The sequence below is a fragment of the Rubinisphaera margarita genome (assembly GCF_022267515.1).
GTDB lineage: Bacteria > Planctomycetota > Planctomycetia > Planctomycetales > Planctomycetaceae > Rubinisphaera > Rubinisphaera margarita.
Map to the genome: position 1 here is coordinate 325,693 of NZ_JAKFGB010000021.1, position 26,276 is coordinate 351,968.

19 protein-coding genes are annotated in these 26,276 nt (G+C 57.9%); 8 read left to right on the plus strand and 11 right to left on the minus strand.

Annotated elements, in window-relative coordinates; all coding sequences use genetic code 11:
- Positions 1 to 6: 6 nt before the first annotated feature.
- From L1A08_RS21015 to speD, 4 genes are all read right to left on the minus strand, one after another.
- Positions 7 to 297 (minus strand): DUF350 domain-containing protein, encoded by a 291-nt coding sequence (locus L1A08_RS21015; RefSeq protein WP_238758528.1) that lies wholly within the window; start codon positions 295 to 297, stop codon positions 7 to 9.
- A complete protein-coding gene (locus L1A08_RS21020) occupies positions 294 to 458 on the minus strand; it encodes a hypothetical protein (RefSeq protein ID WP_238758529.1) in 165 nt (54 codons plus the stop codon). The genes L1A08_RS21015 and L1A08_RS21020 overlap by 4 nt, the downstream gene beginning before the upstream one ends.
- 76 nt (positions 459 to 534) lie before the next feature.
- Complete coding sequence (locus L1A08_RS21025; protein ID WP_238758531.1) at positions 535 to 2,100, minus strand: DUF4178 domain-containing protein; 1,566 nt, start codon at positions 2,098 to 2,100, stop codon at positions 535 to 537.
- Positions 2,097 to 2,552: an S-adenosylmethionine decarboxylase gene (gene speD, locus L1A08_RS21030; RefSeq protein WP_238758533.1), complete on the minus strand. Its 456-nt coding sequence runs from the start codon at positions 2,550 to 2,552 to the stop codon at positions 2,097 to 2,099. The genes L1A08_RS21025 and speD overlap by 4 nt, the downstream gene beginning before the upstream one ends.
- A 369-nt stretch (positions 2,553 to 2,921) precedes the next feature.
- Between speD and L1A08_RS21035 the strand changes: the two genes are divergently transcribed.
- The 5 genes from L1A08_RS21035 (at position 2,922) to L1A08_RS21055 (ending at position 12,575) form a co-directional block, all read left to right on the plus strand.
- On the plus strand, positions 2,922 to 7,178 hold the full coding sequence (locus L1A08_RS21035; protein ID WP_238758534.1) for a chemotaxis protein CheB: 4,257 nt from the start codon (positions 2,922 to 2,924) through the stop codon (positions 7,176 to 7,178).
- A gap of 23 nt (positions 7,179 to 7,201) precedes the next feature.
- Positions 7,202 to 7,429 (plus strand): hypothetical protein, encoded by a 228-nt coding sequence (locus L1A08_RS21040; RefSeq protein WP_238758535.1) that lies wholly within the window; start codon positions 7,202 to 7,204, stop codon positions 7,427 to 7,429.
- A gap of 163 nt (positions 7,430 to 7,592) precedes the next feature.
- Entirely contained in the window at positions 7,593 to 10,472 is a 2,880-nt protein-coding gene (locus L1A08_RS21045; protein WP_238758536.1) for a DUF1553 domain-containing protein, read from the plus strand.
- A complete protein-coding gene (locus tag L1A08_RS21050) occupies positions 10,462 to 11,925 on the plus strand; it encodes a DUF1501 domain-containing protein (protein ID WP_238758537.1) in 1,464 nt (487 codons plus the stop codon). Before L1A08_RS21045 ends, L1A08_RS21050 begins: the two co-directional genes overlap by 11 nt.
- Before the next feature lie 230 nt (positions 11,926 to 12,155).
- Positions 12,156 to 12,575, plus strand: coding sequence for a MarR family winged helix-turn-helix transcriptional regulator (locus tag L1A08_RS21055; RefSeq protein WP_315860613.1), 420 nt, complete (start codon positions 12,156 to 12,158; stop codon positions 12,573 to 12,575).
- Between the two features lie 4 nt (positions 12,576 to 12,579).
- On the opposite strand, the gene thpD is transcribed toward L1A08_RS21055, so the two are convergent.
- The 4 genes from thpD to ectA all read right to left on the minus strand — a co-directional run bounded on the left by thpD (position 12,580) and on the right by ectA (position 15,869).
- Complete coding sequence (gene thpD / locus L1A08_RS21060; RefSeq protein ID WP_238758539.1) at positions 12,580 to 13,485, minus strand: ectoine hydroxylase; 906 nt, start codon at positions 13,483 to 13,485, stop codon at positions 12,580 to 12,582.
- A gap of 60 nt (positions 13,486 to 13,545) precedes the next feature.
- Complete coding sequence (locus L1A08_RS21065; protein WP_238758541.1) at positions 13,546 to 13,935, minus strand: ectoine synthase; 390 nt, start codon at positions 13,933 to 13,935, stop codon at positions 13,546 to 13,548.
- Between the two features lie 117 nt (positions 13,936 to 14,052).
- Positions 14,053 to 15,315, minus strand: coding sequence for a diaminobutyrate--2-oxoglutarate transaminase (gene ectB / locus L1A08_RS21070; protein WP_238758542.1), 1,263 nt, complete (start codon positions 15,313 to 15,315; stop codon positions 14,053 to 14,055).
- A 14-nt stretch (positions 15,316 to 15,329) separates the two neighbouring features.
- Positions 15,330 to 15,869, minus strand: coding sequence for a diaminobutyrate acetyltransferase (ectA, locus tag L1A08_RS21075; protein ID WP_238758543.1), 540 nt, complete (start codon positions 15,867 to 15,869; stop codon positions 15,330 to 15,332).
- A 224-nt stretch (positions 15,870 to 16,093) separates the two neighbouring features.
- Here ectA and L1A08_RS21080 point away from each other — a divergent pair, with 224 nt between their 5' ends.
- Positions 16,094 to 17,590: a sodium/proline symporter gene (locus tag L1A08_RS21080; protein WP_238758544.1), complete on the plus strand. Its 1,497-nt coding sequence runs from the start codon at positions 16,094 to 16,096 to the stop codon at positions 17,588 to 17,590.
- A 128-nt stretch (positions 17,591 to 17,718) separates the two neighbouring features.
- On the opposite strand, the gene L1A08_RS21085 is transcribed toward L1A08_RS21080, so the two are convergent.
- On the minus strand, positions 17,719 to 19,443 hold the full coding sequence (locus L1A08_RS21085) for a SulP family inorganic anion transporter (protein WP_238758546.1): 1,725 nt from the start codon (positions 19,441 to 19,443) through the stop codon (positions 17,719 to 17,721).
- Positions 19,444 to 19,924: 481 nt separating this feature from the next.
- On the opposite strand from L1A08_RS21085, the gene L1A08_RS21090 reads away from it, so the two are divergent.
- Complete coding sequence (locus L1A08_RS21090) at positions 19,925 to 21,937, plus strand: protein-L-isoaspartate(D-aspartate) O-methyltransferase (RefSeq protein ID WP_238758547.1); 2,013 nt, start codon at positions 19,925 to 19,927, stop codon at positions 21,935 to 21,937.
- Positions 21,938 to 21,967: 30 nt separating this feature from the next.
- On the opposite strand, the gene L1A08_RS21095 is transcribed toward L1A08_RS21090, so the two are convergent.
- Positions 21,968 to 23,380, minus strand: a complete 1,413-nt coding sequence (locus L1A08_RS21095; protein WP_238758548.1) for a sigma-54-dependent transcriptional regulator — start codon at positions 23,378 to 23,380, stop codon at positions 21,968 to 21,970.
- Positions 23,377 to 24,807, minus strand: a complete 1,431-nt coding sequence (locus tag L1A08_RS21100; RefSeq protein ID WP_238758549.1) for a sensor histidine kinase — start codon at positions 24,805 to 24,807, stop codon at positions 23,377 to 23,379. Before L1A08_RS21100 ends, L1A08_RS21095 begins: the two co-directional genes overlap by 4 nt.
- 238 nt (positions 24,808 to 25,045) lie before the next feature.
- On the opposite strand from L1A08_RS21100, the gene L1A08_RS21105 reads away from it, so the two are divergent.
- Positions 25,046 to 26,062 carry a DUF1559 domain-containing protein gene (locus L1A08_RS21105; RefSeq protein ID WP_238758550.1) on the plus strand — a complete coding sequence of 339 codons (1,017 nt, stop codon included), beginning with the start codon at positions 25,046 to 25,048 and terminating at the stop codon, positions 26,060 to 26,062.
- The last annotated feature ends 214 nt before the right edge of the window (positions 26,063 to 26,276 follow it).

Here is a 26,276-nt window from a genome sequence, read left to right on the forward strand (position 1 = left end):
ACTTTCTCAACCGACCATCGCGGCGGAAATGATGATCGAGATCCCGATCACGAGGGCACCGACCAGAATCGCCAGGGCGGTGTTATGATCTTCTTCGATCTCCTTCACCATCGAGAACGGTGTCAGCTTTTCCATCAGCCAGACGGCCAGGAAGAGCACGAGGATGCCGAGCACCGAGAAGACGAAGACGGCCAGCATCTGCCGCAGCAGGTGCGACAGCACGCCCTCTTCGGCGACCTCTGCGACGTCCTGTGCCAGCACGAGACCATGAGACATCAAAGACCACATACCACTCATTTGCCCACTCCCCAGAAGCCCCCGCCGGAACGACCCGCGCTCGAACCACTCGATTCGGGCAGCTTCCAGCCGGACGATGCGCCAAAGATAAACAGGATGCAGATACCGGTGCCGACGGCGAGGTAAAACTTGGCGAGCCACGTTGTCAGATCAGGAAACACCCGCTCCCCCTCCTCACTGGACTGTCACTGCGAACGAATTGATCAAGGAAATCTGTCAGGAACCGAAAAACGCGGCTCACTCAGAACTGTACGGACTGTAGTCGCTGTTTCTCCATCGCTGCACTTCGAAGTTGTGCTGATAGAAAAACGTCCCGACTGGCAGCACCGACATCACGACCAGCATGACAACGAAGAAGCCGCCGTCGACCGATTTCGACGTGATCGCCGGAACGATGGCAAACAGCAGGAACATTGCCAGCAGGAACAGTCCCCACAGTTGATAGACACCCTTCTGTCGCGGTTTAGGTTGAATCATGCCGACACCGAACGGTCGCATGATGTTCTCCACCTTGAATGCCTCCTGAACCTCTTCGGTTGTCAGGTAGGTGCTCAATGAGACATTCACTTCTTTGTTGGTTCCATCGTCTGTCCGCTCGAACGACAACATCCGCGGCGGACAGATGAAATCGGACATGTTGACCTGCTCGCCGGTCGTCACCTTCCAGTAGAACTCGCCGATCACATAACGAACGAAGGCCGTCGCTTTATCGTACAGCCGATACGTCTCGTCTTTGTAAGTGACGAACTGGCCTTCCTTCTTCGCCTCCGCCACCGAAACCGGTTCCACGAACGCCCAGTGCCGATCGTTGTGAGTCAGCCAGCGGAATCCGACGTCCGGGTTATAGAGCAGATATTCGGTCCAGGGATAGGTCTGCCCCTGATACCGGACGAAACGCTCCATGAAGCCGATCACCGTATAGTCTTTGTCGTGGAGTTTGCCGACGGTGCCGAGTGGAATGAGCGGTCGAACTCGGCGGACTTTGGTCAGTGTCTGCAGATACTGGAGTTTGCCGTGATTGCAGTCGAGCAACGAATTGCAGCTCGGACAGGCGACTCGTTGTGTCTCATCGGGCGCATGCAACGACAGTGGACCAGCGCATTGAGGACAGTTCAGCGACAAGGCTTTGATCTTCTGCCCGGAGGGGAGTCCGGTTCCTGAAACGTCCATCCCCCAGCCTTCGGCCAGTTCAAGATCCTTGAGCTCGACTTCCTTCCCGAGGAAGAACTTCGGTTCGTTGTCGGAGTAATCGAGTGTGATGAAGGTCTGTTTCGGACCGTGCAGGTCCGCGAACCGATGCGGAATGCCGGGCTCGAAATCCCAGGGGATCTCGCCAGCTGCCGCCCCTGTCGTCGCTTCACCGATTTCAGCGACGGTTGCCGGTTCATTGGAGCCGAACTTTACTTCTTTGCCAGGTACGAGACTGTCGAGCGGAGGAATTTCGATCGACTTCGAGATTCGCTTTTCGAATGTGAGATAGAACTTGCCCTGGGCCTCGGCCAGCCAGCCCCATTTCCCACTCGAAAAGGCGAGATACCATTCATCCCAGACGCCACCGGCAGGATGGTTGTACTGCACACGGCCGATCAGTTCGAACTTACGACCGCGATACTTTCCGGTCACGCCCAGTTGCAGCGGCGAGTTGGTCTGCACGAGATCGGCGACCTTGCCGTGATCTTCAATCGCTTTGTCGGTGCGGGCGACGACGCAATTGCAGAACTCGCAGATTGTCACGAGGGAGGAACTGACGCGGAACTCGACGGGACTGCCGCAGGAGGGACAGCTCGCAATCTTTGCCTTCATGCCTGACCTCCTTCATCGTGATGAGGGCCGGAAGCATCGACGCCCCGGGACAGACAGCGGATGTGAACTGCTGTGGCTCCCAGGTGCCGCTTCAGTTCCTGCTGCCAGGGCCAGCGGACCTGCGGGCGGCAACAGTAAAGATTCAGCGTCGCCAGTTCGTACTCGGGGTAGGTGTGGCAGGCCAGATGCGATTCGGTCAGCAGATAGAGTCCGGTCACGCCGCCCGGTTCGGGGAACTGATGCCACTGCGGTTGACCGACGACCTTCAGCTTGAGGTCGGCAATGATCTGGTCGCAGACGGTGCGTAGCGCAGAGAGACTCGCCAGTCGCTCGGAGCAGCAGCCGGTCGCATCGACAACCCATTCGGCTCCGCTTTCCACCGTCAAGGCAGATCCGCAGGTCGTGAAGCGATCGCCCGACGGCTGCAATGTTCGGCCTGTCCGCTCACTCAAAGGTCTTCTCCTGATGCCGTACCTGATGTTCCTCTGGTGTGTGCACTGTAATCATTTGTGATCTCGAATGCGATTCCGAGTTCCGATGATTTTCGACATCCATTCGAAGGGAATAACGATAACGAGCCGCTCAGGTTCACGCCGTTTCACCAGAAGTAACCACGACGGCCAGAAATATGAACAGTCGTGTCCACGAGAGACGTGCTGCCTATTGTTTAGTAAGATGTTGGACGTATGATCGGGTTATCAAGCAGGCCGACCCGTTGAGCATCGTGAGGAAAAAGCATGTTGGAATTGTGCCCGCGACGACCGGTCAGGTCCGTTCCGCAGAGAGAATTACTACAGTTGACTTCATGACAATGGTGCACAATGGCCAATAAGAAGGCGCGGGGCACACTTCGGGACGAAGGGCAATCCACGACCGAGCCTTCATCGACATCGGAAGAAACATCATCCGCGGATGCAGAAAACCGGACGGAGATCGTTGGAAGAGCCGATGGCAATGGCAAGGAACGGGCAGAGAACGAACAGACAACCACTGCGATGACGCAGCCGAGCAGCGAAGCGGAGATGTCTGTCGTTGGAATCGGAGCGTCCGCGGGCGGACTGGCTGCGATCAAGGAGTTCTTCTCCCATCTCCCTGAGCGCAGCGGCCTGGCTTACGTCATCGTCGTGCATCTGTCGCCCGAGCATAAGAGTCATCTCGCGGAACTGTTGCAGCCTCACGTTCCGATTCCCGTCCAGCAGGTCACCAGCACGGTGCCCCTGGAACCGGATCATGTCTATGTCATCCCGCCGAACGCCAACCTCACGGCAATCGATACTCATCTGCGGTTGACCGATCTCGAAGAACGTCGGCAGGAACGCGCACCGATCGATCACTTCTTCCGCACGCTGGCCAGTACGCATGATGGCCACTCCGTGGGCGTCGTGCTCACGGGCACCGGCTCCGACGGAACGCTTGGGCTTCGTGAGATCAAAATGCAGGGGGGCCTGACGGTCGTGCAGGACCCTAATGAAGCCGAGTACGATGGGATGCCGCAAAGCGCGATCGCCACCGGGATGATCGATCTGGTTCTCCCGTTGCGAAAAATGCCGGATGCGATTGTCAGCTTTTGCAGCGTGCGCCCCCGTGTGTTTCTGCCGGAAGATGGCGAGCAGCTTCAGGAGGAGACACGCCGACTTCTGCAAAGCATTTTCAGTCAGATCCGAGCCCGGAGCGGTCGTGATTTTCGGCACTACAAACGGTCGACTCTGCTGCGGCGGATTGCCCGTCGGATGCAGTTTCATCGTGTCGAAGAGCTGTCGGGCTATGTCGACCTGTTGCGGAAGAACGGCGAGGAAGTGCGCGTTCTGGCTGACGACCTGCTGATCACGGTGTCCAACTTCTTCCGTGATCCCGAGGTGTTCAAAGCCCTGGAGGAGCATGTCATTCCCGCGTTGTTCGCCAACAAGGGACCAAACGATCCCATTCGGGTCTGGTCAGTCGGCTGTGCGACCGGTGAAGAAGCCTACTCACTGGCGATGCTGCTGCTGGAACATGCCCCTCGCCACGACTGCCTGCTGCCAATCCAGGTGTTCGCATCGGACTTGCACGAGCGGTCTCTGGAGAAGGCTCGTGAAGGCTTCTATCCGGGCGATATCGAAACCGATGTCAGTCAGGAACGGCTCCGACGGTTCTTCCAGAAAGAGGATGGCGGATACCGCATTCGCAAGGAAGTTCGCGAACTGGTGGTGTTCGCTCCGCATAATCTGCTGGGCGATCCTCCGTTTTCCCGGCTCGATCTGATTGCCTGTCGGAACGTCTTTATCTATCTGGAACGGGATCTTCAACGGGACGTTATCGAGCTGTTCCATTACGCCCTGAAGCCCGATGGTGTTCTGGTTCTGGGGACGTCGGAAACGATCGATGCTTCAGATCTGTTCCGGATTCAGGATTCGAATCGCTGCGTCTATCGCAAGCGCAACGTTCCCGCCCCGGAGCCACGGCTCCCTGTGTTCCCGCTAACACGAACGCGGCCGACCGGCGAACAGGAAGTCGTCTCCGAGCCCGTTGAACCGATTCATTACGGAAAGCTGCATCAGAGGATGGTGGAACGCTATGCGCCACCGAGTGTGCTTGTCAGTCCCGATGACAAGATTGTTCATCTTTCGAATCACGCAGGTCGCTATCTGGTCCATCCCGGGGGCGAACTGACATCGAGCATCTTCAAGCTGGCCCGTGAAGAGTTGCGAATCGAACTGCGGGCCGCTGTGCCGGAAGCTCGTAACAAGAATCTGCACGTGTCCAGCAAGCCGATTCTGGTGCGGATCGGCAATGAGATCGTGAACGTGGTGATGCACGTCCAGCCCGCCCTGGAGCCCCAGCAGGAAGGCTTCGTACTGATCATTTTCGAGGAGCGGCAGCTTACGCATACCTCTTTTTGCGTGAAAACAGTGACCGCCGAAGAGACGACTTCTCCGCCGCCAGCGGTCGAGAGCGCCGAAGACGCCCGGCTCGCCGACGAACTGCGATCAGAACTGGCTCTGACCCGACAGCGGCTCCAGGCGATCATTGAAGACTACGAAACCAGCCAGGAGGAACTTCGCGCTTCCAACGAAGAGCTGCAGTCGGCCAATGAAGAGCTGCGGTCCACTCTCGAAGAACTGGAGACCTCCAAGGAAGAGCTCCAGAGCATGAACGAGGAACTGCAGACGGTGAATCAGGAGAACCGTCATAAAGTCGAAGAACTGGGGCAGCTCTCCAGCGACCTGCAAAATCTGCTGGGAGCGACGGAAATCGCGACGCTGTTCCTCGACCGCGAACTTCGCATCATGCGGTTCACTCCGCAGGTCGCCGAGTTGTTCAACGTGCGGATGACCGATCGCGGTCGGGCCTTGCACGACTTTACTCACAGGCTCGGCTACGACGAACTTCAGGAAGATGCGCAGCGGGTCCTCAGCAAGCTGATTCCCATCGAACGGGAAGTGCAGGACGACGCCGGCGGCTGGTATCTGACGCGAGTGCTTCCTTATCGCAGCGAAGAAGATCGCATCGAAGGGGTCGTCATCAACTTCGTGGATATCACAGCCCGCCGTATTGCGGAAGAAAACGCCCGCAAACACGAACAACGTTTCCGCGATCTCGTCGAGCAGGTGGAAGACTATGCCATCTTTATGTTGGATCCCGAAGGCAACGGAACAACCTGGAACGGCGGCGTGGAACGTGTGCTCGGCTTCCGGGAGAAGGAGTTCATCGGGTGCAACGTCACGGAGCAAATCTTCACGCCGGAGGATCTCGCCCTTGGCATCCCGGAAGCGGAGCTTGAAGAGGCCCGACGGACTGGCAGCGCACTGAACGATCGCTGGATGAGGCGACAGGATGGAACTCCGTTTTACGCCAACGGAATGACGACTGCTCTGCGGGATCCCGACGGAAGCCTGATCGGCTATATGAAAGTCATGCGCGATCAAACTGAGCAGAAACTTCTGGAAGAAGAGCTGCGCAGAACAGCCGCCGACCTGGCGGAATCGAATCGGCGTAAGGACGAGTTCCTGGCTACGCTGGCGCACGAGCTTCGTAACCCGCTGGCGCCAATCCGGACCGGTCTGGAAGTCATGAAGATCGCCCGGAACGATACCGACAAAGTCGAGAGTGCCCGACTGACGATGGAACGGCAGACCCAGCAGTTAATCACCATTGTCGATGACCTGCTCGATGTGTCCCGTATCTCCCGGGGAAATCTGAAGCTGACTCGAAAACGGGTTCGACTGAATGAGATTCTGGAAGCCGCGGTTGAGACCTCAATGCCATGTATTGAAGATGAGCATCACGAACTGACGCTGAGCTATCCTCCAGACTCGATTTACCTGAACGCCAACGCGAACCGCCTGTCGCAGGTGGTTTCCAATCTCCTTAACAATGCCGCCAAGTACACCCCCCGCGGCGGTCACATCTCGCTGATCGCTCACCGGGACAAGGACTACGCCGTGATTTCCGTCAAAGACGACGGGATCGGCATCGAGCCGCAGATGCGGGAACGCATCTTCGAGATGTTCGCTCAGGTTCACGAGATGCCCCGGGAAGAGCTGCACGCCGGATTGGGAATTGGCCTGACGCTCGCCAAATCTCTGGTGGAGATGCATGGCGGATTCATTGAGGTGTTCAGCGCTGGAGCAGATCGGGGAACCGAGTTCCGGGTCTCCCTGCCAGTCGCTTCGGGCGAGGAGACAGAAGTACCTTCGCATGGTGAACAGCCGTCTGACTGCTCCGTAAAACTGCGAGTGCTTGTGGTTGACGACAACAAGTCCGCTGCAATGATGTTGACGATCGTGATTCAAATGCTGGGGCACGAGGTCCGCTCTGCCGAGGATGGAGTCGAGGCGCTCGAAGTCGCGGCTGAGTTCGAGCCACAGATCGTGCTGATGGACATCGGCATGCCGCGGATGGATGGCCACGCCGCCTGCCGCAGGATGCGGGAGCAGCCCTGGGGCCGCGATATCACCATCATCGCCCTCACCGGATGGGGGCAGGATGCGGATCGCCGCCGCTCAGAAGAGTCGGGGTTCAACGAACATTTGACGAAACCGGTCGAACCTGCTCTGCTTCGCAATCTGTTTGCACGAATTGGCGACAGGTTCAAGTGAGACTCGGCGGTTTAGGAAGCGTAATGACACAGGAAGAGCACGACGACCAGAAAAAACTCTCCCGCGCGCGGGCGGTCGGACATGAAGTCAAAAATCATCTGTTTGTCGTCGGCATGGGGCTTGAGACGTTGAAAACGGCTCGCCCCAACGAAGAGCAGTTCCGCGAACTGCTGGAGATGGTTCGGCAGAACGGTCTGGAGCCTCTCAAGGCGTCCATTGAAGAACTGATTTCTCTGATTGACGGGGAATAATCGCCGCCTGGAACCTATAAACTCCGCCTGATGCTTTTCTGCGGAAACGTGATCGCTTACCTTGGAATCTGTTGGACCTCTCGGCGGATGATCATTCCGGAGAGGAAAGCAGTTCTGGTTTCACGCACGGGATGTTAGATCCCGTGAAGGAAAAGGTGGCAGATTGACGAAGTTCCAGACCCGTCGTCGACTCGGACGTTTAGTTCCGCTGACGATCGTGCTCCTGGTTGGCGTGGTTACCGCGGTGAGTTCTACAGCCTCCGCGGCGGATACCCCGGTGAACTTCAGGCACGACATCGTTCCTCTGCTCGAACAGCACTGCATTCGCTGTCACTCGCCCGGGAATGAAAAGGGGGAGATCTCGCTGGCGACAATCTCGGATCTGTCCGAGAGCGGCTATCTCGAAGCCGGCAATGCGAGCGAAAGCTATCTGATCGAGCTCATCACGCCGGACGACAACGGCGAAGCGAAGATGCCACAGGAGAGTCCGCCGATGTCCGCCGCAGACATCGCTCTCATCGAAGAGTGGATCAACACGGGCGCGGAATGGCCAGCCGAGATTGTGATCGAGGAACAATCAAAGGCCGACAGCAGCTGGTGGTCTCTTCAGCCGCTTCGCAAAGCCGAAGCCGGAATGACGATTGACGACTTTGTCCGCCGGACACTTGCCGAGAACCAGCTAACACTCAATGAGCCCGCCGCCCGGGGCACCCTCATTCGTCGAGCCACCTTCGATCTGATCGGACTCCCACCCACGCCCGACGAGGTCGAGCAGTTCGTGAACGATCCCGATCCGCAGGCTTATGAAAAGCTGATCGATCGGCTCCTGGCCTCGCCTCATTACGGGGAACGCTGGGGCCGGCACTGGCTGGATGTCGTTCGTTTCGGAGAGAGCAATGGCTTCGAACGCAATGTGATCATCGATACGCTCTGGCCGTTCCGCGATTATGTCATCCAGTCGATTAACGACGACAAACCGTTCGATCAGTTCATCCAGGAACATCTCGCCGGAGATGTGCTTGCTCCTGACGACCCCGATGTGGCGGTCGGCTCCGCGTTTCTGGTCGCCGGGCCCTACGATGATGTCGGCAATCAAGATGCCGTGCAGGCGGCGCAAATCCGCGCCAACACGCTCGATGAGATGATCAGCGCCACTGGCGAAGCGTTTCTGGGACTCACGATCGGATGCGCCCGGTGTCACAATCACAAGTTCGATCCGATCACCCAGCGGGACTATTACGGCTTCTATGCCACTTTCTCTGGAGTTCGGCACGGAGCCGTTGAACTGGCCACTCCAGAAGTTCGGGCTGAGCGCCAGAATCGATTGCAGCCATTGACCAAACGGCGACAGGATCTCGACCGAGAAGTGAAGGAGATTCGGGCGAAAGTGCTCGAACGCGGACGCTCGCGACTGGCGGATCATGAAGCGCGCTGGACTCGCCCGCCCGTCGACCGGACGGGAACGGAAGATCGTTTCGATCCTGTCCTGGCAAAGCATGTGCGTCTGATTTGCGAAGGTCGAGACGGGAATCCCGCTGTCTCGAGCGGCTTCGGGATCGACGAGTTTGAAATCTGGTCGACAGAAACAGAGCCTCGCAATGTGGCGCTGGAAGCGAACGGAAGCCGAGCCCTCGGAGCATCGCGGCAGATCGAAGATTTTCCGAATGCTTACGGACCGCAACTGGCCATCGACGGAAAAACCGGGGCTCGATTTCTCTCTGCTGGAAACAGTCTGACAATCGAACTGGCCGAACCGACGGAAATCGATCGCGTCGTCTTTTCCAGCGCGAAAGGGGAGTCTACTCCAGAGCATCGCAAGTTTGAGTTCGTGGCCGACTATCGAATCGAAGTCTCACTCGACGGCCAGCAATGGCACGTGGTCTCCAGTGGATGGGACCGTCAGCCTGTGAACCGAGGAGCCCATCTCGACATCCGGCTCTGGCGGCTTGAAGCGTCTGAGGAGGAACAGAAAGAGTTCGCTGAACGCAATCGGCAGTTGAATGAGGTGAATCGGGAGATCGCCTCGATCCCGGCGTTGCCTTCCGTCTGGATTGGGCGTCGAAGTGCGGGTGATGCCAGCGGTCCTTTCCATATCTTTCTCGGCGGCAGTCCCCAGAAGAAAGGTCCCGAGGTCGTTCCGGCCAGTGTGACTTCACTGGAACAGACGGTGTCCCCCTTCGAACTGCCCGCGGAAAGCGACGAGTCGACCCGACGTCGGAAACTGGCCGAGTGGATTACAGATTCCAACAACGCCCTCACGCTCCGGGTGCTGGCCAATCGGATCTGGCACTATCACTTCGGAACCGGCATTGTCGATACCCCGAGTGATTTCGGCTACATGGGAGGACGCCCGAGTCATCCCGAGTTGCTCGACTTCCTCGCGGTCCAACTGCGCGAACAGGGCTGGCGGCTGAAGCCGATGCATCGGATGATTATGCTTTCGGAGGCCTACCGACAGTCCTCCGAATTTGATGCCGCATCCGCACGAGTCGATGGCGACGCTCGGTTGCTCTGGAGATTTCCTCCGCGTCGTCTTTCCGCCGAAGAGATTCGTGATTCGATCCTGCAGATTGCCGGCAAGCTGGATCGCCGCATGGGAGGTCCGGGATTTCGACTTTACCATTTCATGCAGGACAACGTTTGCACGTACGTGCCTCTCGACCAGCATGGACCGGAAACGTATCGTCGAGCCGTCTATCACCAGAATGCCCGGGCGTCCGTGGTTGACCTGATGACCGATTTCGATCAGCCCGATTGCGCCTTCTCGACGCCGAGCCGAGCCGAAACCACGACGCCGCTGCAGGCACTCACGATGCTCAATCACAGTTTCACAATGGATATGGCGAACGCTTTGTCGGAGCGCCTGCGGAGTGAAGTGGGCGATGAACCCGCAGTCCAGGTGCAGTGGGCGTATCGACTTTGTTACGGCCGGCCGCCGTCGGATGCGGAGTCCGCTTCGTGCCGGGAGTTCATTGCTGAGCACGGCCTCTTGGCTTTCTGCCGCGTATTGCTCAACACCAGCGAGATGATCTATGTGGAGTAAGACCGCGATGCCTCAGCCGCTTCAACAGCTCCGAAACCTGACCCGCCGACATTTCCTCAGCGACATGACGACAGGATTGACGGGCGTCAGTCTGCTTCAGTTGTTGTCCGGACGAGCCATGGCCGCCCCGGAAGGCTGGCAACCGGGGCGGAATCAGACCCACTTCGCTCCGAAAGCGAAGCGAGTTCTGCAGATCATGTGTCCCGGAGCGGCTTCGCATATGGATCTCTGGGAGCACAAGCCGTCTCTGGAGAAATATCACGGCAAGCCGCTTCCCGGAGAGGAGAATATGGTCTCCTTCCAGGGAAAGAATGGCAATCTCATGCGAAGCCCCTGGGACTTTAAGCCGGCCGGGGAATGCGGCAAGATGTGGAGCTCGATGCTGCCGCACATGGCGGAGCATGCCGACGATATTGCCTTCGTCCATTCACTGCACAGCAAAACGAACACTCACGGGCCCGGCTGTGTATTCATGAATACCGGCCATGCTACCGAAGGTTTCCCGAGTGCCGGGGCGTGGATCAGCTATGCACTGGGGAGCGATAATGACAACCTGCCGACGTATGTCGCGATTCAGGATCTCCGTGGCGAGCCTCCCAACGGGAAAGCCAACTGGACGAACGGATTTCTGCCGGCTCGTCATCAGGCGATCATGATGAGCGATCAGCAACCCATCCGGAATCTGAGAACTCCAGAGGGGATCGCACCGCGGAAAGAAGAGGCTTCGCGTCGGCTGCTCGATCAGCTGAACGAACAGTACGCGGCCGCTCATCCCGCTGAATCCGATTTGCAGGCGCGGATCGCCGCTTACGAACTGGCTGCAAAGATGCAGCTCTCCGCTCCTGAAGTGTCTGATCTCTCGCGGGAATCGGCGGAAGTCCATCGCACGTATGGGACCGACGATTCCAATCACCTCAAAGCGGCGTATGCGCGGAACTGTCTCCTGGCTCGGCGTCTCCTCGAGCGGAACGTCCGTCATGTGAGTCTGTACTGTGCCTCCCGGGCGTCCGGGGTGGATGGTCTGCTCAACTGGGATGCCCATAAGACCTTGAAGTCCGACTACGAACGGCACTGTCCGATCTTCGATCAGCCAACCGCCGCACTCCTTTCCGATTTGAAGCGATCGGGGCTGCTCGATGACACGCTGGTTCTCTGGACGACGGAGTTTGGACGGATGCCTACCCATCAGCAGGGGACTGCGGGCCGCGATCATAACCCGGATGGCTTCACCGCATGGATGATGGGGGCGGGAGTGCAGGGGGGCGTCAGCTACGGCGCCACCGATGAGTTTGGCCGACGAGCAGAGATGAACCCCACAACGGTCTGGGATTTCTATGCGACCGTGCTGCATCTGCTCGGGTTCGACCACGAACAGCTCACCTGGTATCACAATGGACTCGATCGCAGGCTGACCGACGTGCACGGTCATCTCATCCGGGAGATTCTCTCCTGACCGGCTCAAACGCAGTTGAGAAAGTCGGCCGTACCAGAGATAATTCCACTGTCAATACACATTTTCGACAGGGGCTGGGGCGGAAGCTCGCTGGATCCGGCCACGACCTGCAGGGACCAGACGTGAGCCAAAACGAGACGATCGGGTTTGAGATTCTCCGGGCCATCCGGCGTATCCTTCGCCGAACATCGGAACATTCCCGGAGTATTGGCCGGGACTCTGGAGTCAGCGTGCCTCAGATGCTCTGTCTGAAAGCGATTGCGGATCTTCCTTGTGCAACCGACGCCACAGTGGCACGCGTCGCAGAAATGGTCCAACTCTCCGCACCGACGGTTTCGCGTATTCTCGATCGGCTCGAACGTGATGGCTATCTGCTTCGTGAGCGGAGCACCGACGATCGACGGAAAGTCTGCCTCACTTTGACGGAGTTCGGCAGAAAGAAGTTGCGGAATCTCCCAACACCGCTTCAGGAGCAGTTTCTCGAACGGTTACGCGATCTGGATCGAGAAGAAGTTCAGCAACTGTTAACCTCGCTGGAACGCATCGTTCAGCTGATGGACGCCGAGGATATTGACGCCTCGCCATTGCTCACGCCGCAGGTCGATGTCGACATCGACGGCAATGACGACGCGTCCAACTATCCCGAATAACGAATCAGTCTCGATTCGATTTCAGTGGCGTAATCTTCCGCTCCGCCAGGTAATCCGGTCGCGGCGGACAATCACAAAACGGATCCACCAGACCATTGCTTACCGCGTTGTAAACGGCGAACACGTTGTTGCGTGGTGTGGAACTGAGATTACCAGCGGAGCCGTGCATCGTATTGCATTCGAAGAAGATCACCGAGCCGGCCGGTCCCTTGGGAGCGACGATTCCGTTCTCAGCGATCATCTCTTCAAGAGCTTCCGCCGACGGAACGCCGTATTCCTGCCGCCGCAGTGAACTCTCGTAGTGGTTCTCGGGAGTCTCGCCGATACAGCGAATGTAATCCTTGTGAGAACCCGGAATCAGCATCAGCGGCCCGTTGAACTCGTGGCTCTCAGTCAACAGAAGCGACACACTAATCGCCCGCATCCGCGGCATACCGTCTTCGACGTGCCAGGTCTCGAAATCGGAGTGCCAGTAGAACTCCTTGCCTTCGAATGCCGGCTTGTAATTGACGCGGGACTGCAGCACGTAAACATCTTCGCCGAGCAATTGACGGACTCGATCGAGCAGACGCGAGTCCTGAAACAGTTGCTGGAAGACGCGACTGTATCGATGCATCCGAAAGATGGATCTCACGGTCTCAGACTCCGGCTCCTTGACGATGCCCGAGCGATTCACCGGCCAGTTCGCGACCAGAGAACGGGCTTCCGTCAGCAGTTCGTTCACTTCGTTCTGAGAGAACAGACCGGATTCGAACAGGAAGCCGTCTCGTTTGTACTGGTCAACTTCAGTAGGACTGAGCGGGCCCGAGATGCCCTCGCTGACAATGGGATCGATTCGGGAAACACGTTCCCACTGTGACGAAGTCCGTGAATGGTACGGGTCGTCGGTTCTGTAAATGGTTGCGGTCATTTTGTCCTGCCTTTTGATACGAGGTGTCTGGAATCAGGAGGCACGGTCAACGCGACGCTTTTACGCCTCGGTGAGCAACGGATAAGCTCCGTTTGCATCGTGTGTTTCTGCTCCGGTCACAGGCGGGTTGAACACGCAGATCATCCGCAGCTGCTGCTCGGCAATCAGAATATGCTTCTCGTTACCGTCCAGTGCATACATCGTGCCAGCGGTGAGCTCGTGTTCCTCGCCGTTGTCCAGATCTTTGAGGATTCCTTTGCCTTCGATGCAGTAGACTGCTTCCAGGTGATTCTGGTAGTGCATCTCGGTGGTGGTTCCCGCGAAGATGATGGTGTCATGGAGCGAGAAGCCCATTTTGTCCTTGGCGAGCAAAAGGCGACGGCTGGCCCAGGTCTTGGCTCGGGTTTCACGGTCGGTCTGAATGATTTCGGAGAGTTTGCGAACGATCATGTGTAGGTTCCCTGGTCGTCTGGAACCGCTGGAGTGCGGTCGATGAGGGGGTGAAAGAAGAGCAGGCGGATCGAGGTTCCCGACCCGCCTGCTTAGACGTACTTAAGCGATGTTGCGTCAGGACGCAACGAGATCTTTGGTATGAGCCGCCTCGAAGGCCTCGGCCAGAATCGACAGTCCCTTCTCGAGCACGTCGGAAGGAATTGTCAGCGGCGGCAAAGTTTTCAGCACTTCATCGCTCGGTCCGGCTGTTTCGATGATTAGACCGCGCTTGAATGCTTCATGAGAGATCTGATTGGCCAATGAAGAATCAGCGAACTGAACGCCCTGAATCAGGCCACGTCCGCGAACTTCGCCATCCGCCTGACCGGCGAGGTCGAGCAGCGTATTGCGAATTGTCCGGGCGTCGCGGTTCACTTTCTGGGTGAGAGCATCGTCCCGCCAGAATTCGTCCAGTGCAGCCGTCGCGGTGACGAATGCAGGATTGTGGCCGCGGAATGTGCCGTTGTGCTCGCCGGGATTGAACACATCCAGTTCCGGCTTCATCAGCGTGACCGCCAGCGGCAGTCCATATCCGGAAAGCGATTTCGACAGGCAGACGATGTCTGGCTCGATGCCGAAAGGCTCGAAGCTGAAGAACGGACCGGTTCGGCCGCAGCCGACCTGAATGTCATCGACGATCAGCAGCACGTTGAATCGCTTGGCCAGTCGGGCCAGAGCCTTGAGCCAGGTTCGGGAAGCGACATTAATGCCGCCCTCGGCCTGCACCGTCTCCAGAATGAAAGCGGCTGGCAGGTCCATCCCGCTGCTGGAATCCTCAAGGTAACGCTCCAGAGCCGCGATGGTATCGGCCTCAGTGCCGAGATAATCGCAATATGGCATGTGGGTCACGTTGCCGAGCGGCACACCTGCACCGGCTCGCTTGCCACCGTTGCCGGTCAATGCCAGCGAACCGAGCGTCATTCCATGGAAGCCGTTGGTGAAGGAGACAATGTTGTGCCGTCCGGTCACCTTGCGAGCCAGCTTGAGCGCGGCTTCGACCGCGTTCGTTCCCGTGGGACCGGGGAACATGATCTTGTACTCAAGACCACGCGGCTGCAGGATCACCTCGTCGAAGGTTCGCAGGAAGCGCTCCTTGGCCTGAGTCGACATGTCGAGGCCGTGAGTGACTCCGTCGCTCATCAGGTAATCGACGAGCCATCGCTTGAGAGCAGGGGGGTTGTGCCCGTAGTTCAGCGCACCGGCTCCGGAGAAGAAGTCGATGAATTCGTCTCCGTTCTCATCGATTTGAATGGCGCCACTGGCAGTTTTGAATACGGTCGGGAACATGCGGCAGTAACCGCGCACGTTGCTTTCCAGGCGTTCGAATGTATCGGTCATAACGATTCTCATTATTAAGAAGGAGTGTCCGCGGGAGCTTTCGATCCGTCGAGAGGTCCAAGGCGGAGCAGAGGTTCGGATTCGTGGTCTCCGAACAGAAAATCTGATGCGGAGAAGCCGTCGCACTCGCTGAGTTGAACACCAAGGTGCTTGGCCAGCGATTGAAAAAGTTTGCGAGAGGCGAGGTTTGAAGGCGCGACAGTCGCTTCGATATAGCTGTGACGGCTGACAGGGCAGCGTGCAGCGAGATCCTGCAGCATGCGTAGTCCCAGACCGCGACGCCTCATGGAAGGACAGACCCCAACCTGCCACACGAATAGAGCATCCGGGGTTGCAGGAGGGCGATAAGCGGTGACAAAGCCAACAATTCGCGAGTCCGCTTCAGCCACGACGCAGGTGTCTGCGAAGTCGCGGCAAAGCAACATGTAGAGGTAGCAGGAATTCTCATCGAGAACTCCTGAGTCGCTGACGAGCTTCCAGATATGGGAGGCGTCGGCGACGGTCGGCTTGCGAATCGACAGCGTCTGAGTGTCGGGCTCCGTAGAGTCAGGCATTCTGAGCTTGTCATGTACCACACGTGAACATCGGGGACACGCTCCCGCTTGATTCCGTGCGTCAGAAATAATTAGTGTTGCAATTATCTGCTGAGCAAAGAATATACGCTCCTGCAGATGCGTCAAGGGCTTTTTCTCAGACCACTGTCGGCAAACTTCCGATTTCCCGAGATTGCCCTCTCATTACGGGGATTAGGTGAACAATCAATGGGAATTTTATGAGCATGGTCATCGTTAGTTTTCTCTGTTTTCTCTTGGTGTTTGTCCTGATCGGGGTCGCTTCGGCTCGTCAGAAATCGAACACCACGGGAGATTATCTGCTGGCCAGCCGTTCGGTTCCGCCGTGGCTGGCGGCACTTTCGGCGGTCGCGACAAACAACAGCGGTTTCATGTTCATCGGCCAGATCGCCTACTCGTATCGCGTCGGGATCGAATCAATCTGGATGATGATCGGCTGGATTGCCGGAGACTTTGTCGCCTGGATGATCGTTCATCCACGTGTACGTCGGCAATCGGAAGAAGCCGATGTCGCGACCTTGCCCGCGCTGCTTGGACAATCGCGGCAGGGCTCGCAACGGCTCGTCATCGTACTGGCCGGCATTCTGACTTTTCTTCTGCTTGGCGTTTATGCAGCAGCTCAATTGAAAGCCGGCAGTACGGCTCTGCAGACCCTGTTCGGATGGGACCCGCAGATCGGTGCCATCATCGGAGCGGTTATTGTAGTTCTCTATTGTTTCTCTGGAGGAATTCGAGCCTCAATCTGGACCGATGCGGCTCAATCGTTCGTCATGATCATCGCCATGATTGTGCTTCTGGTCGCCGCGAGTTTCCACGTCGGTTCTCCAGCCGATGTCTGGGCGAATCTTCGCGAACAGGATCCGACCCTCGTTCAGTGGATTCCGCAGAATCTCGCATTCGGGTTCACAATGTATCTTTTGGGCATGATCTTTGGCGGCTTCGGTGCCGTCGGCCAGCCTCACATTCTCGTCCGATTCATGGCGCTGCGGTCGGTCGATGAAATCTCGCGGGCTCGAACGATTTACTTCATGTGGTTCGTGCCGTTCTTTGTCGCCAGTATTGCCGTCGGCCTCTATGCCAGAGCCTTCATGCCTGACCTGCTCTCAATTCCGCTGACCGAGGGGCTTTCCGTTGCGCAGGCCACGGAACTGGCGATGCCGGAAATGGCCCGCCGACTGCTGCCCGATGTCCTGCTTGGACTCGTCCTGGCCGGCCTGTTCGCCGCAACGATGTCGACGGCCGATTCGCAGATTCTTGTCTGTTCCGGAGCGATCACGCAGGATATCAATCCGAACTGGAAGGACTCCTACATCGCGGCGAAGATCGCGACACTGGCCGTTACCGCACTGGCCTTGTTTGTGGCGTTGTACGCAGGGCAGGGAGTCTTCGCACTTGTGTTGATTTCCTGGTCGGCGCTGGGAGCCGGCCTGGGCCCCGCTCTGATTCTGCGATTGCTCCGCGTGCCTCTGTCGGCATCGACCATCACATTGATGATGTTCGCCGGCGTTGTCACTGTCGCGGCCTGGAATATGTCGGGTTACGACGGCGACGTTTTCAAGATGCTGCCGGGGATGATCGCATCGATCGCGATGTGGCCGGTCGGGACACTGATCGACCGCATCACACCAGGCCCGACCGCCATTGAAGAACATGCGAACGCGGAAAACGAATTGAAGGAGCAGCAGGACTCAGTCAAAGGCTGAAGCACGATCCTGCACCGTGCGTCGTGCCGGGGTCCCTTCACACCTTCGACCGTCAGACGGTCTCCCACTTCAGTCGAAGCCCAGACGGGCATCGACTGAAGGAGCAATGTTGCACGAACGTCGTTCGACTAGATCGTCTTCGTAATGTGGTAGTGGAGACCGGAGGAGATCTCGACCTTGGCCAGATGATCGGCTCGCTCGAAGATGCGGCGGCAATCGGGGTTGAGATTCTGCAGATGCAGGGTCTTTCCCTCCTGCTGGTATCGCTCGGCAAGTCGATTGATGGCTTCAATGGCCGACTGGTCGTAAACCCGGGAGAAGTAGAAGTCGATTGCCACGACGGGCGGATCGCTGGCGGGGTCGAACAGGTCCCGAAAGCTGCTGATCGAGGCGAAAAATAGCGGTCCGTGTAACTGGTAGACCTTCTTGTCGTCTTCGAAGTGGATGTCGGCCAACATGTGGGTGGCATGATTCCAGGCGAAAATGAGTGCCTGAACAACGATGCCCAGCAGAACCGCGATGGCGAGATTGTGGAACAGGACCGTGTATCCGGCGACCAGCACCATCACAAGCACATCGCCTGCCGGGACCTTGTTCCAGGTGTGCAGCGTGCTCCATTCGAACGTGCCGATCACGACCATGAACATCACACCGACGAGAGCGGCCATCGGCACCATCGAAATCACCGGCTTCAGAACGACGACAAGGACAAGCAGGCCGACAGCGGCCACGACGCCCGAAACACGACTGCGTCCACCGGAGTTGATGTTGATCAGCGACTGACCGATCATCGCACAGCCTCCCATCCCGCCGAAGAGGCCGCAAACGATATTGGCCGCCCCCTGTCCGATACATTCACGATTTCCGTTGCCGCGAGTTTCGGTGATCTCATCGATCAGCGAGAGCGTCATCAGCGATTCGATCAGCCCGACGCCGGCCAGAATCAGGGAGAACGGCAGGATGATGAAGAACGTTTCCCACGTCAGCGGAGCGAGCGTGTAGCGGGAGTCGAGGAAAAACAGCATCGGAAGAGGTTCGTCAACGGCAGTCACACTGGCGACCGCCTCGTCGATCTGCTTTTGTTCGAGGACGGCGATGTCGACCTGGCCATGACCATGGGCGTCAGCGGTGGCAATTCCCCCGTGGGCTTCCGCGGCGGCTTCCTGAACGGCTTTGGCTCGCAGATTGTTGGCCACCAGGTCATCGACGGTTTGGACGACGTTCGCCTGGCCCGCTGGAATCCACGTCTGAGGGGCGTATTGGTTGATTCCGATCGAGATCACCGAAACGACCATGATCGCGGCCAGTGAACTCGGGATGGCGCGAGTGAACCGGGGCAACAGGATGATGATCGCCATCGTGAGGGCGACGAGCCCCCCCATGATCGCGAGCGGCAGGCCCTGCAGATACGTCATCGTGCCGTTCGTGCCCAAGGTCTTGAAGCTGCCGAGCTGGGCCAGACCAATGACGATCGCCAGTCCGTTCACGAACCCGAGCATCACCGAATGAGGCACCAGCCGGATCAGTTTCCCCAGCCTGAGTACACCAGTGAAGATCTGCAGCAGGCCGCAGAGAATCACCGCATAAAACAGATATTCAATGCCGTGCAGGGCGACCAGTGAGACGACGACGACCGCCATGGCTCCGGTGGCACCAGAAATCATACCGGGACGTCCGCCGGCGATCGCGGTGATCAAGCCAATGAAGAAGGCGGAATAGAGCCCCACCGTGGGCGGCACACCTGCGACAAATGCGAAGGCGACAGCTTCCGGAACAAGAGCCAGAGCCACGGTCAGAGCGGCAAGAACATCGTCTTTAAGCGAAGCGGAGTGCTTCGTGAAGTATCCAATCATCAGGTATTCCGTAGAGGCAGTTAGAAGCGAGTCGAGAATCTCCGCGTGGTTCGATGCGGACCATCCCCGTCTCGGAGTGCATGTAAGACCGGGCAGAATCCTTATCGGGACTCCACGCCAGAAGAGCGGGAGGAAGCAACGGCCGGGAATGATGAGATCATCACGTCACTCGGCCAGAAGATCGCTATTTCAGTCAATTACATTGGTTGCAGAGCAGAATCCGGAGATTTTTCGCGGAAGGAACGGGCTCTGCACGTATCTCCTGCAGAGGCGAGGCGAGACTTGTAAAGCGTTCTAACGGAATCAGGGAGATTTCTAAAGATGTAAGTGCCGGTTCTTACCCGAAATTTCTCGAATCCGAAAAGTCCGATCTGAGAAAACGATCCCGATCAGAAGTCGGTTATACTTAGGGATAAGCGATCTGCGATTTGATCAAAAGGCGGGGACAGTCGGACAGGACCGCAGAGAGGAGGGGCCTGAGATGCCAGACGATTTCTTCCACAAACGCCAGCGGCTGGTCGACAGTGAACTTCGCGTTCAGGGGATTGACGATCCACGGGTACTGAACGCGATGAGATCGGTACCGCGGGAAAAATTTGTTCCGACCGATCAACAGGACGTGGCCTATCGCAACGCTCCGCTGCCGATTGGAGAAGGGCAGACAATCTCACAGCCGCTGATCGTCGCTCTCATGGCCGAGGCGCTGGAGTTGAATGGCAATGGGAGAGTGCTGGAGATCGGTACCGGTTCTGGCTATGCAGCAGCCGTGCTCGCCGAATTAGCCGAGAACGTATATACCGTGGAACGCTTCGGTCTGCTCGCCGAGACAGCACGGCGACGGTTGAAAAAACTGGGCTACGACAACGTGCATGTGCTTCAGGGAGATGGAACGCTTGGCTGGCCGGAACATGCTCCCTACGACGGAATTGTCGTCGCGGCTGGGGGCCCGGATGTTCCCGAGACATTGAAGCGACAGTTGAAGATCGGCGGACGACTGGTCATCCCCGTCGGGGAGCAGAAACATTTGCAATCACTCGTCCGCGTGAAGCGGGTCAGCGAAGACGAATACGAATACGACGATCTGGGCAACGTCCGCTTCGTCCCACTCGTTGGTCAGGCCGGTTGGGCAACAGGCGACCAGGCAGAGCCGGCCACATCGTCGGAGTCGGGGAAAAGCTATTCCAGCATGACTCTACCGGAGTTGATCCGCGAGGCGGCGGAGCCATTTGAGAGTATTGAAGAGGCGGACTTGTCTGCCCTGCAGGACCGCATTGGCGATTCGCGACTGGTCCTCATCGGAGAAGCGTCTCATGGCACGTCTGAGTTCTATCGGATGCGAGCCAGAATTACGCAGGCCCTGATTGAACAGAAGGGGTTCAACTTTGTCGCCGTCGAAGCAGACTGGCCCGATGCTGGTCGAATGAATGACTACGTGACGCTCAGAAAGCCAGGCGATGGGCAGAAGTGGAATGCCTTCGAACGCTTCCCGGAGTGGATGTGGAGGAATCATGAGGTCCTCGAGTTTGTCGAATGGCTCCGCGACTTCAATCTTACTAATCGGGACCGGCATCAGCGGGTCGGCTGGTACGGCGTCGATCTTTACAGCCTTTACACCTCGATTCGTGCGGTTCTCGGTTATCTCCAGAAAGTCGATCCGGAAAGTGCGGAGCTCGCCCGCGAGCGATACAGCTGTCTCACGGCCTGGGAACCGGATCCGCAGTCATATGGACGGGCCGCAGTGATGGGGCAGTACCGCTCCTGCGAACAGGATGCGGTCACGATGCTCAAGGATCTGCTGGCGAGTCAAATGGAATATGCCCGGTATGACGGTGAGTACTTCATGGATGCTGCTCTCAACGCCAAGCTCATCGCTGATGCCGAAAAATACTACCGCGTGATGTACCGAGGCGGCGACGAATCATGGAACCTTCGCGATCAACACATGTTCGAAACTCTGGAGTCGCTGCTCGACTTCCACGGGCGGGAATCCAGGGCGATCCTCTGGGCTCACAATTCCCACCTCGGCGACGATGCGGCTACGGAGATGGGACGCCGAGGGCAGATTAATCTCGGACATCTCTGTCGGAAACATTTCGGGGACTCTGCCTATCTCATTGGCCAACTGACCGACCGCGGCACGGTCGCCGCGGCGCCGTTCTGGGACGAGCCAATGGAGGTTATGCAAGTTCGCCCCTCGCATGAAGAGAGCTACGAACGGGTGCTGCACGACACAGGTTTGCAGCAGGCATTTCTCCCATTGCGGGCGACAGCACTTCCCGGTTTCAAAGAACGTCTAGGCTCCTCGCGCATGGAACGGGCGATTGGCGTCATCTATCGACCTCGTACCGAATTGCAGAGTCACTACTTCGAAGTATCGCTGCCGGAGCAATTCGACGAAGTGATCTGGTTCGATACCTCATCAGCCGTGAAGCCTTTCGATGTGAAGGCCATGGACTTCGACCCGGCTCACCATCCGTTTGCGCTGGTCGACTGATTCGTCCGAGCTAATTGAGTTCACCGGGGGCTACTCATCCTCAGTCGGGTTCGGATTCAACCCGTATTTGCGGATTTTCTCTCGTAACGTCTGCCGATGCAGCCCCAGAATGCGGGCTGCTTCCTGACGATTCCCGCCGGTCACCTTCAACGCTTCCTCCATAATGACCGGCTCGGCGGCCGACAGAAAAGCTTCGTGCATACCTTCCGTCGGCGACTCCTCCCGGTTGTAAGTCTCTTTCCACCATTCGCGCAAGGCCTGATTCAGTTGCGGCCGTCGATCAATTTCTTCCCCACGGCGCATCGGCGGAGGAAATGAATGCGGCGAGATCTCCCCGGACCGGGTGACAATTACGGCATGTTCAATCACATTCCGCAGTTCCCGGATATTTCCGTTCCACGGACGTGAGACAAGCTCCTCGAGTGCCGAAGGCGAAAGGCTGACCACTCGTCGCGGATCGACGTTCCATATGAAGTGCCTGGCCAGCACCGGAATGTCCTCCATTCGTTCTCGCAGCGGCGGAATGACGATGCGGAAGACGCTCAGACGGTAAAACAGATCTTCCCGGAACTCGCCGCGACCGACCATTTCTTCCAGATTCCGATGGGTCGCAGCCACCAGTCGAAAGTCGGACGTGTATTGCTCATCCCGCCCCACAGAGGTGATGGCCTTGGTTTCAAGCACGCGCAGAATCTTGACCTGAGTGGCCAGAGAGATGTCTCCGATCTCATCGAGGAATGCGGTTCCACCATCGGCGGCCTGAAGAAGTCCTCGTCGTTCGACGACCGCTCCCGTGAACGCCCCCCGGGAATGTCCGAACAGTTCACTCTCCAGAACAGACTCATTCATCGCCGGGATACAGACCGGGATGAACAGCCCGCTCGATCGGTTGCTGTAACGGTGAATCGCAGCCGCGACGAGCTCCTTTCCTGTTCCACTCTCACCCGTAATCAGGACGGGGACATCGTGAGGAGCCACCATGGCGATCTTTCGGAAAACCGCCTGCATGCCGGGCGAGGAGCCAAGCAAGGTCTGCGACATGTCCTGGGGCAGCGGAGCATGTTCGCCCACAGCCGATGACGGCTTCGATCCCAGAGCACGACGGACAACCTGGATCGCATCCTCCAGATCAAACGGTTTGGTGAGGTACTCGAAGGCTCCCCGTTTGATTGCCTGCACGGCGGTATCGAGGTTGCCGAACGCGGTGATCATGATCACCGGCGTATCGCGAGCCACGTTCTTCAGGGCTTCAAGCGCTTCCAGTCCATCCATTCCCGGCAGCCGAATGTCCATGACGACGACATCGGGCCGCAGACGCTCCGCGATCTGCAACGCTTCTTCAGCCGTCGACGTCGCCACGACCTCGTGGCCATCATCCGCCAGAGCCTGCTCCAGCGTCCAGCAGATCGAGGGTTCGTCATCGACAACCAGAATGTTACTCATACATCATCTCTTCTCGTGATATTCGGTGAACTCTCCGCTTTCGCATGATCTTCCCCCAGCGTGTGCTCAACTGTCGAAGAATCGGGGATTGTCAGGCGAAACCGCGTTCTGCCGGCCTCTCGATCATACTCAAGATGCCCCCCGCAGTCCTCCACAGCCTGAGAAGCCAGCGCCAGCCCAAGGCCGACACCTTCCTTTTTGGTCGTGAAGAATGGCTGGAAGATCTCATCAATAACGTCCTCCGGGACGCCCGGTCCATTGTCAACGATATCGATCACGATGGCTTCATCGGCTCGCCGCGTGACAAGGACCACCTCACCTCCCGGGCCGGTCGCTTCGGTCGCGTTCAGCACGATATTGAGCAGCGACCCGCGAATGGCATCTCCGTCAGGAACTTGAACCGTCATCTGCTCGAGGCGTGACTCAAAGCGGATCTTCTGATGATCGCAAAGCGGTTCGACAAGCGAGACCACATCCTGCACGACATCGGCCAGACTGGTTGAAACCCCGGGGCTGGCTTCGCCGCGAGAGAGTCGCAGAAGTGCCTTGATCTGCTCCTCAGTCAACTTCAGTTGCTTCAGAGCCATCTCAATGGCCGGATCGTTCCGTTCCGCGCAGTGCCTCTGATGAAGCTGCAGAGAGACCCGGGCACCGGTGAGAGAGTTTCGGAACTGATGGGCCATTCCGCCAGCCAGCTGGGTGAGCATCTTCGCCCGCTCGTTATCGCGTATTCGCTGCATGGTCAGCTTCAGGACAGAGGCCATCATGTTGATCGAATCCGCCAGTTCACTCAGCTCGTCTTTGACGGGCAGGGGAGGAAGCGGCTCGAAGTTGCCACCAGCAATCCGGGCCACATGCTTTTCCACAATACGCACTCGAGCCGCGATGCGGTGAGAGATCCAGATCGATGCGAACACCGTGACCGACAACAGAAGGAAGCCGATTGCCAGCGACGGAGCCATCGCCGAATTCTGAGCCTGCTCCCAGCGACTTTCCGGATAGAGAACGAGTACGTCTCCGAGCTCAGTCCCAACCGGACGCGTTACCACGTCCACGAAGTAACGTTCGGTTCCGAATTCGATCTGAGATCGTGATCCAACCGATCCTTCAACAGTCGCTTTGCCGCGATCGAGAGCCGGCAGCCGGTCCGGAGCTCCGCCTGGAAGCGTGGAAGACCGAAGCCGCCCTTGTCCGTCGTAAATGACAAAGTGAGCTTGTGAGAGGTCGTGGAGTTGGGCCAGCACGCCGGTCGTCAGCGGATAGGCGGCAATCCGAACGGTGGAAACGACACTGTCGAGCCGATCGGTGACCTCATCCCTCGCTCTCTGTACAGCGATCCACGCCGATGAGATCGTCACGGCGAGTACCGTCACCACCTGAATCGTGACAACGGGAACCAGAATCTGAAGTCGTAGAGGCCAACGCATGTTCGGATCCAGCCTACAGCGACGCACTCCTCAGTACGACCTGACAGGGCGGCGATAAAATCGTCACGAATGGCTACTTTGTCATCAGGATCGCGGCGGAGATCGTTTTTTCAACGTAAAGAACCGCTGATCACGGATGATCGGCGACGTGGCACACCTCTTGCATCTCGTCTGGGTATCCAACAAACTCGGCCCTGAGACAGGCCGACTTCACCCTCCGTGTCCACAAGGTTCCAAATTGCGACAATACGACTCTAAACGCCCCGCCTTCACTCTCATCGAACTTCTTGTTGTCATCGCGATCATTGCCATCCTGGTGGCTCTCCTCTTGCCCGCCGTTCAGCAGGCCCGCGAGGCGGCTCGTCGCACCCAGTGCAAGAACCATCTCAAGCAACTGGCGCTGGCATTGCATAATTATGCGGATGCCAACACGGTTCTTCCACCCGGAGCCTCCGTCGATACCTCGGTGACAACCACAGCCTCGAATGGCTCCTGGGGTGTGCACGGCCGCATTTTGCCGTACCTGGAACAGGGAAGCCTGTTCGAGTCGGTCGATCTGACGACCGCATGGGATTTCCAGTCGCCAATCGACGGCTTGAAGATTCCCGTTTATGCCTGTCCGAGCGATGCCAAAAGCGACCTGGCTCGTGATCCCGGCAGCGGGAAGGTGACGCTCTATCCGACAACCTACGGCTTCAATTACGGCACCTGGTTCGTGTTCGATCCCTCCACCGGTCGTGGCGGACAAGGTCTGTTCTATCCCAACTCCAGCCTGACTTTTCGCGATGCCGTGGACGGTTCTTCCAACACGCTGCTGGCCGCGGAAGTGAAGGCCTGGACCCCCTATCAGAGAAACGGCGGGCCATCGTCGACGACCATTCCTCCCACAGCCGTCGCCGCGGAAACGATCGTCGCTTCAGGGGCTCAATTCAAGAATACCGGTCACACAGAATGGCCCGATGGACGGGTCCACCACACGGGGGTCACAGTCACCCTGCCGCCGAATTCCAAGGTGCGTTACACCACCGGCGGCATCACGTACGACGAAATGGATTACAACTCCTGGCAGGAAGGCCTGGACGGCGGAGCCGGGAACCCCTCGTATGCCATCATCACCTCGCGAAGCTACCATCAGGGCATGGTGAATGTGGCCCTGTTCGACGGCTCCACCCGCTCGATCAGTGAGAATATTGACTTATCGATCTGGAGAGGCCTCGGCACTCGCGACGGAGGAGAGGTGCTCGGCGAGTTCTAACCAATCCCATTCCCCTCCCGGCCCCCGCCGTGATTCTCAACAGAGCTCGACTAAACGGCAGAACCCGCGAAATCGGCGTAAGCTCTCTGCTTACAGAGACTTAAATCGCGAAAAAATCTGCCCGACATCGCTTGATTTCATTTCGACCAGCCATTAGTATTCGCGAACCTGACACGGACAGCCACTGTCCACCAGTCAGCAGCGGGGCAAAGTG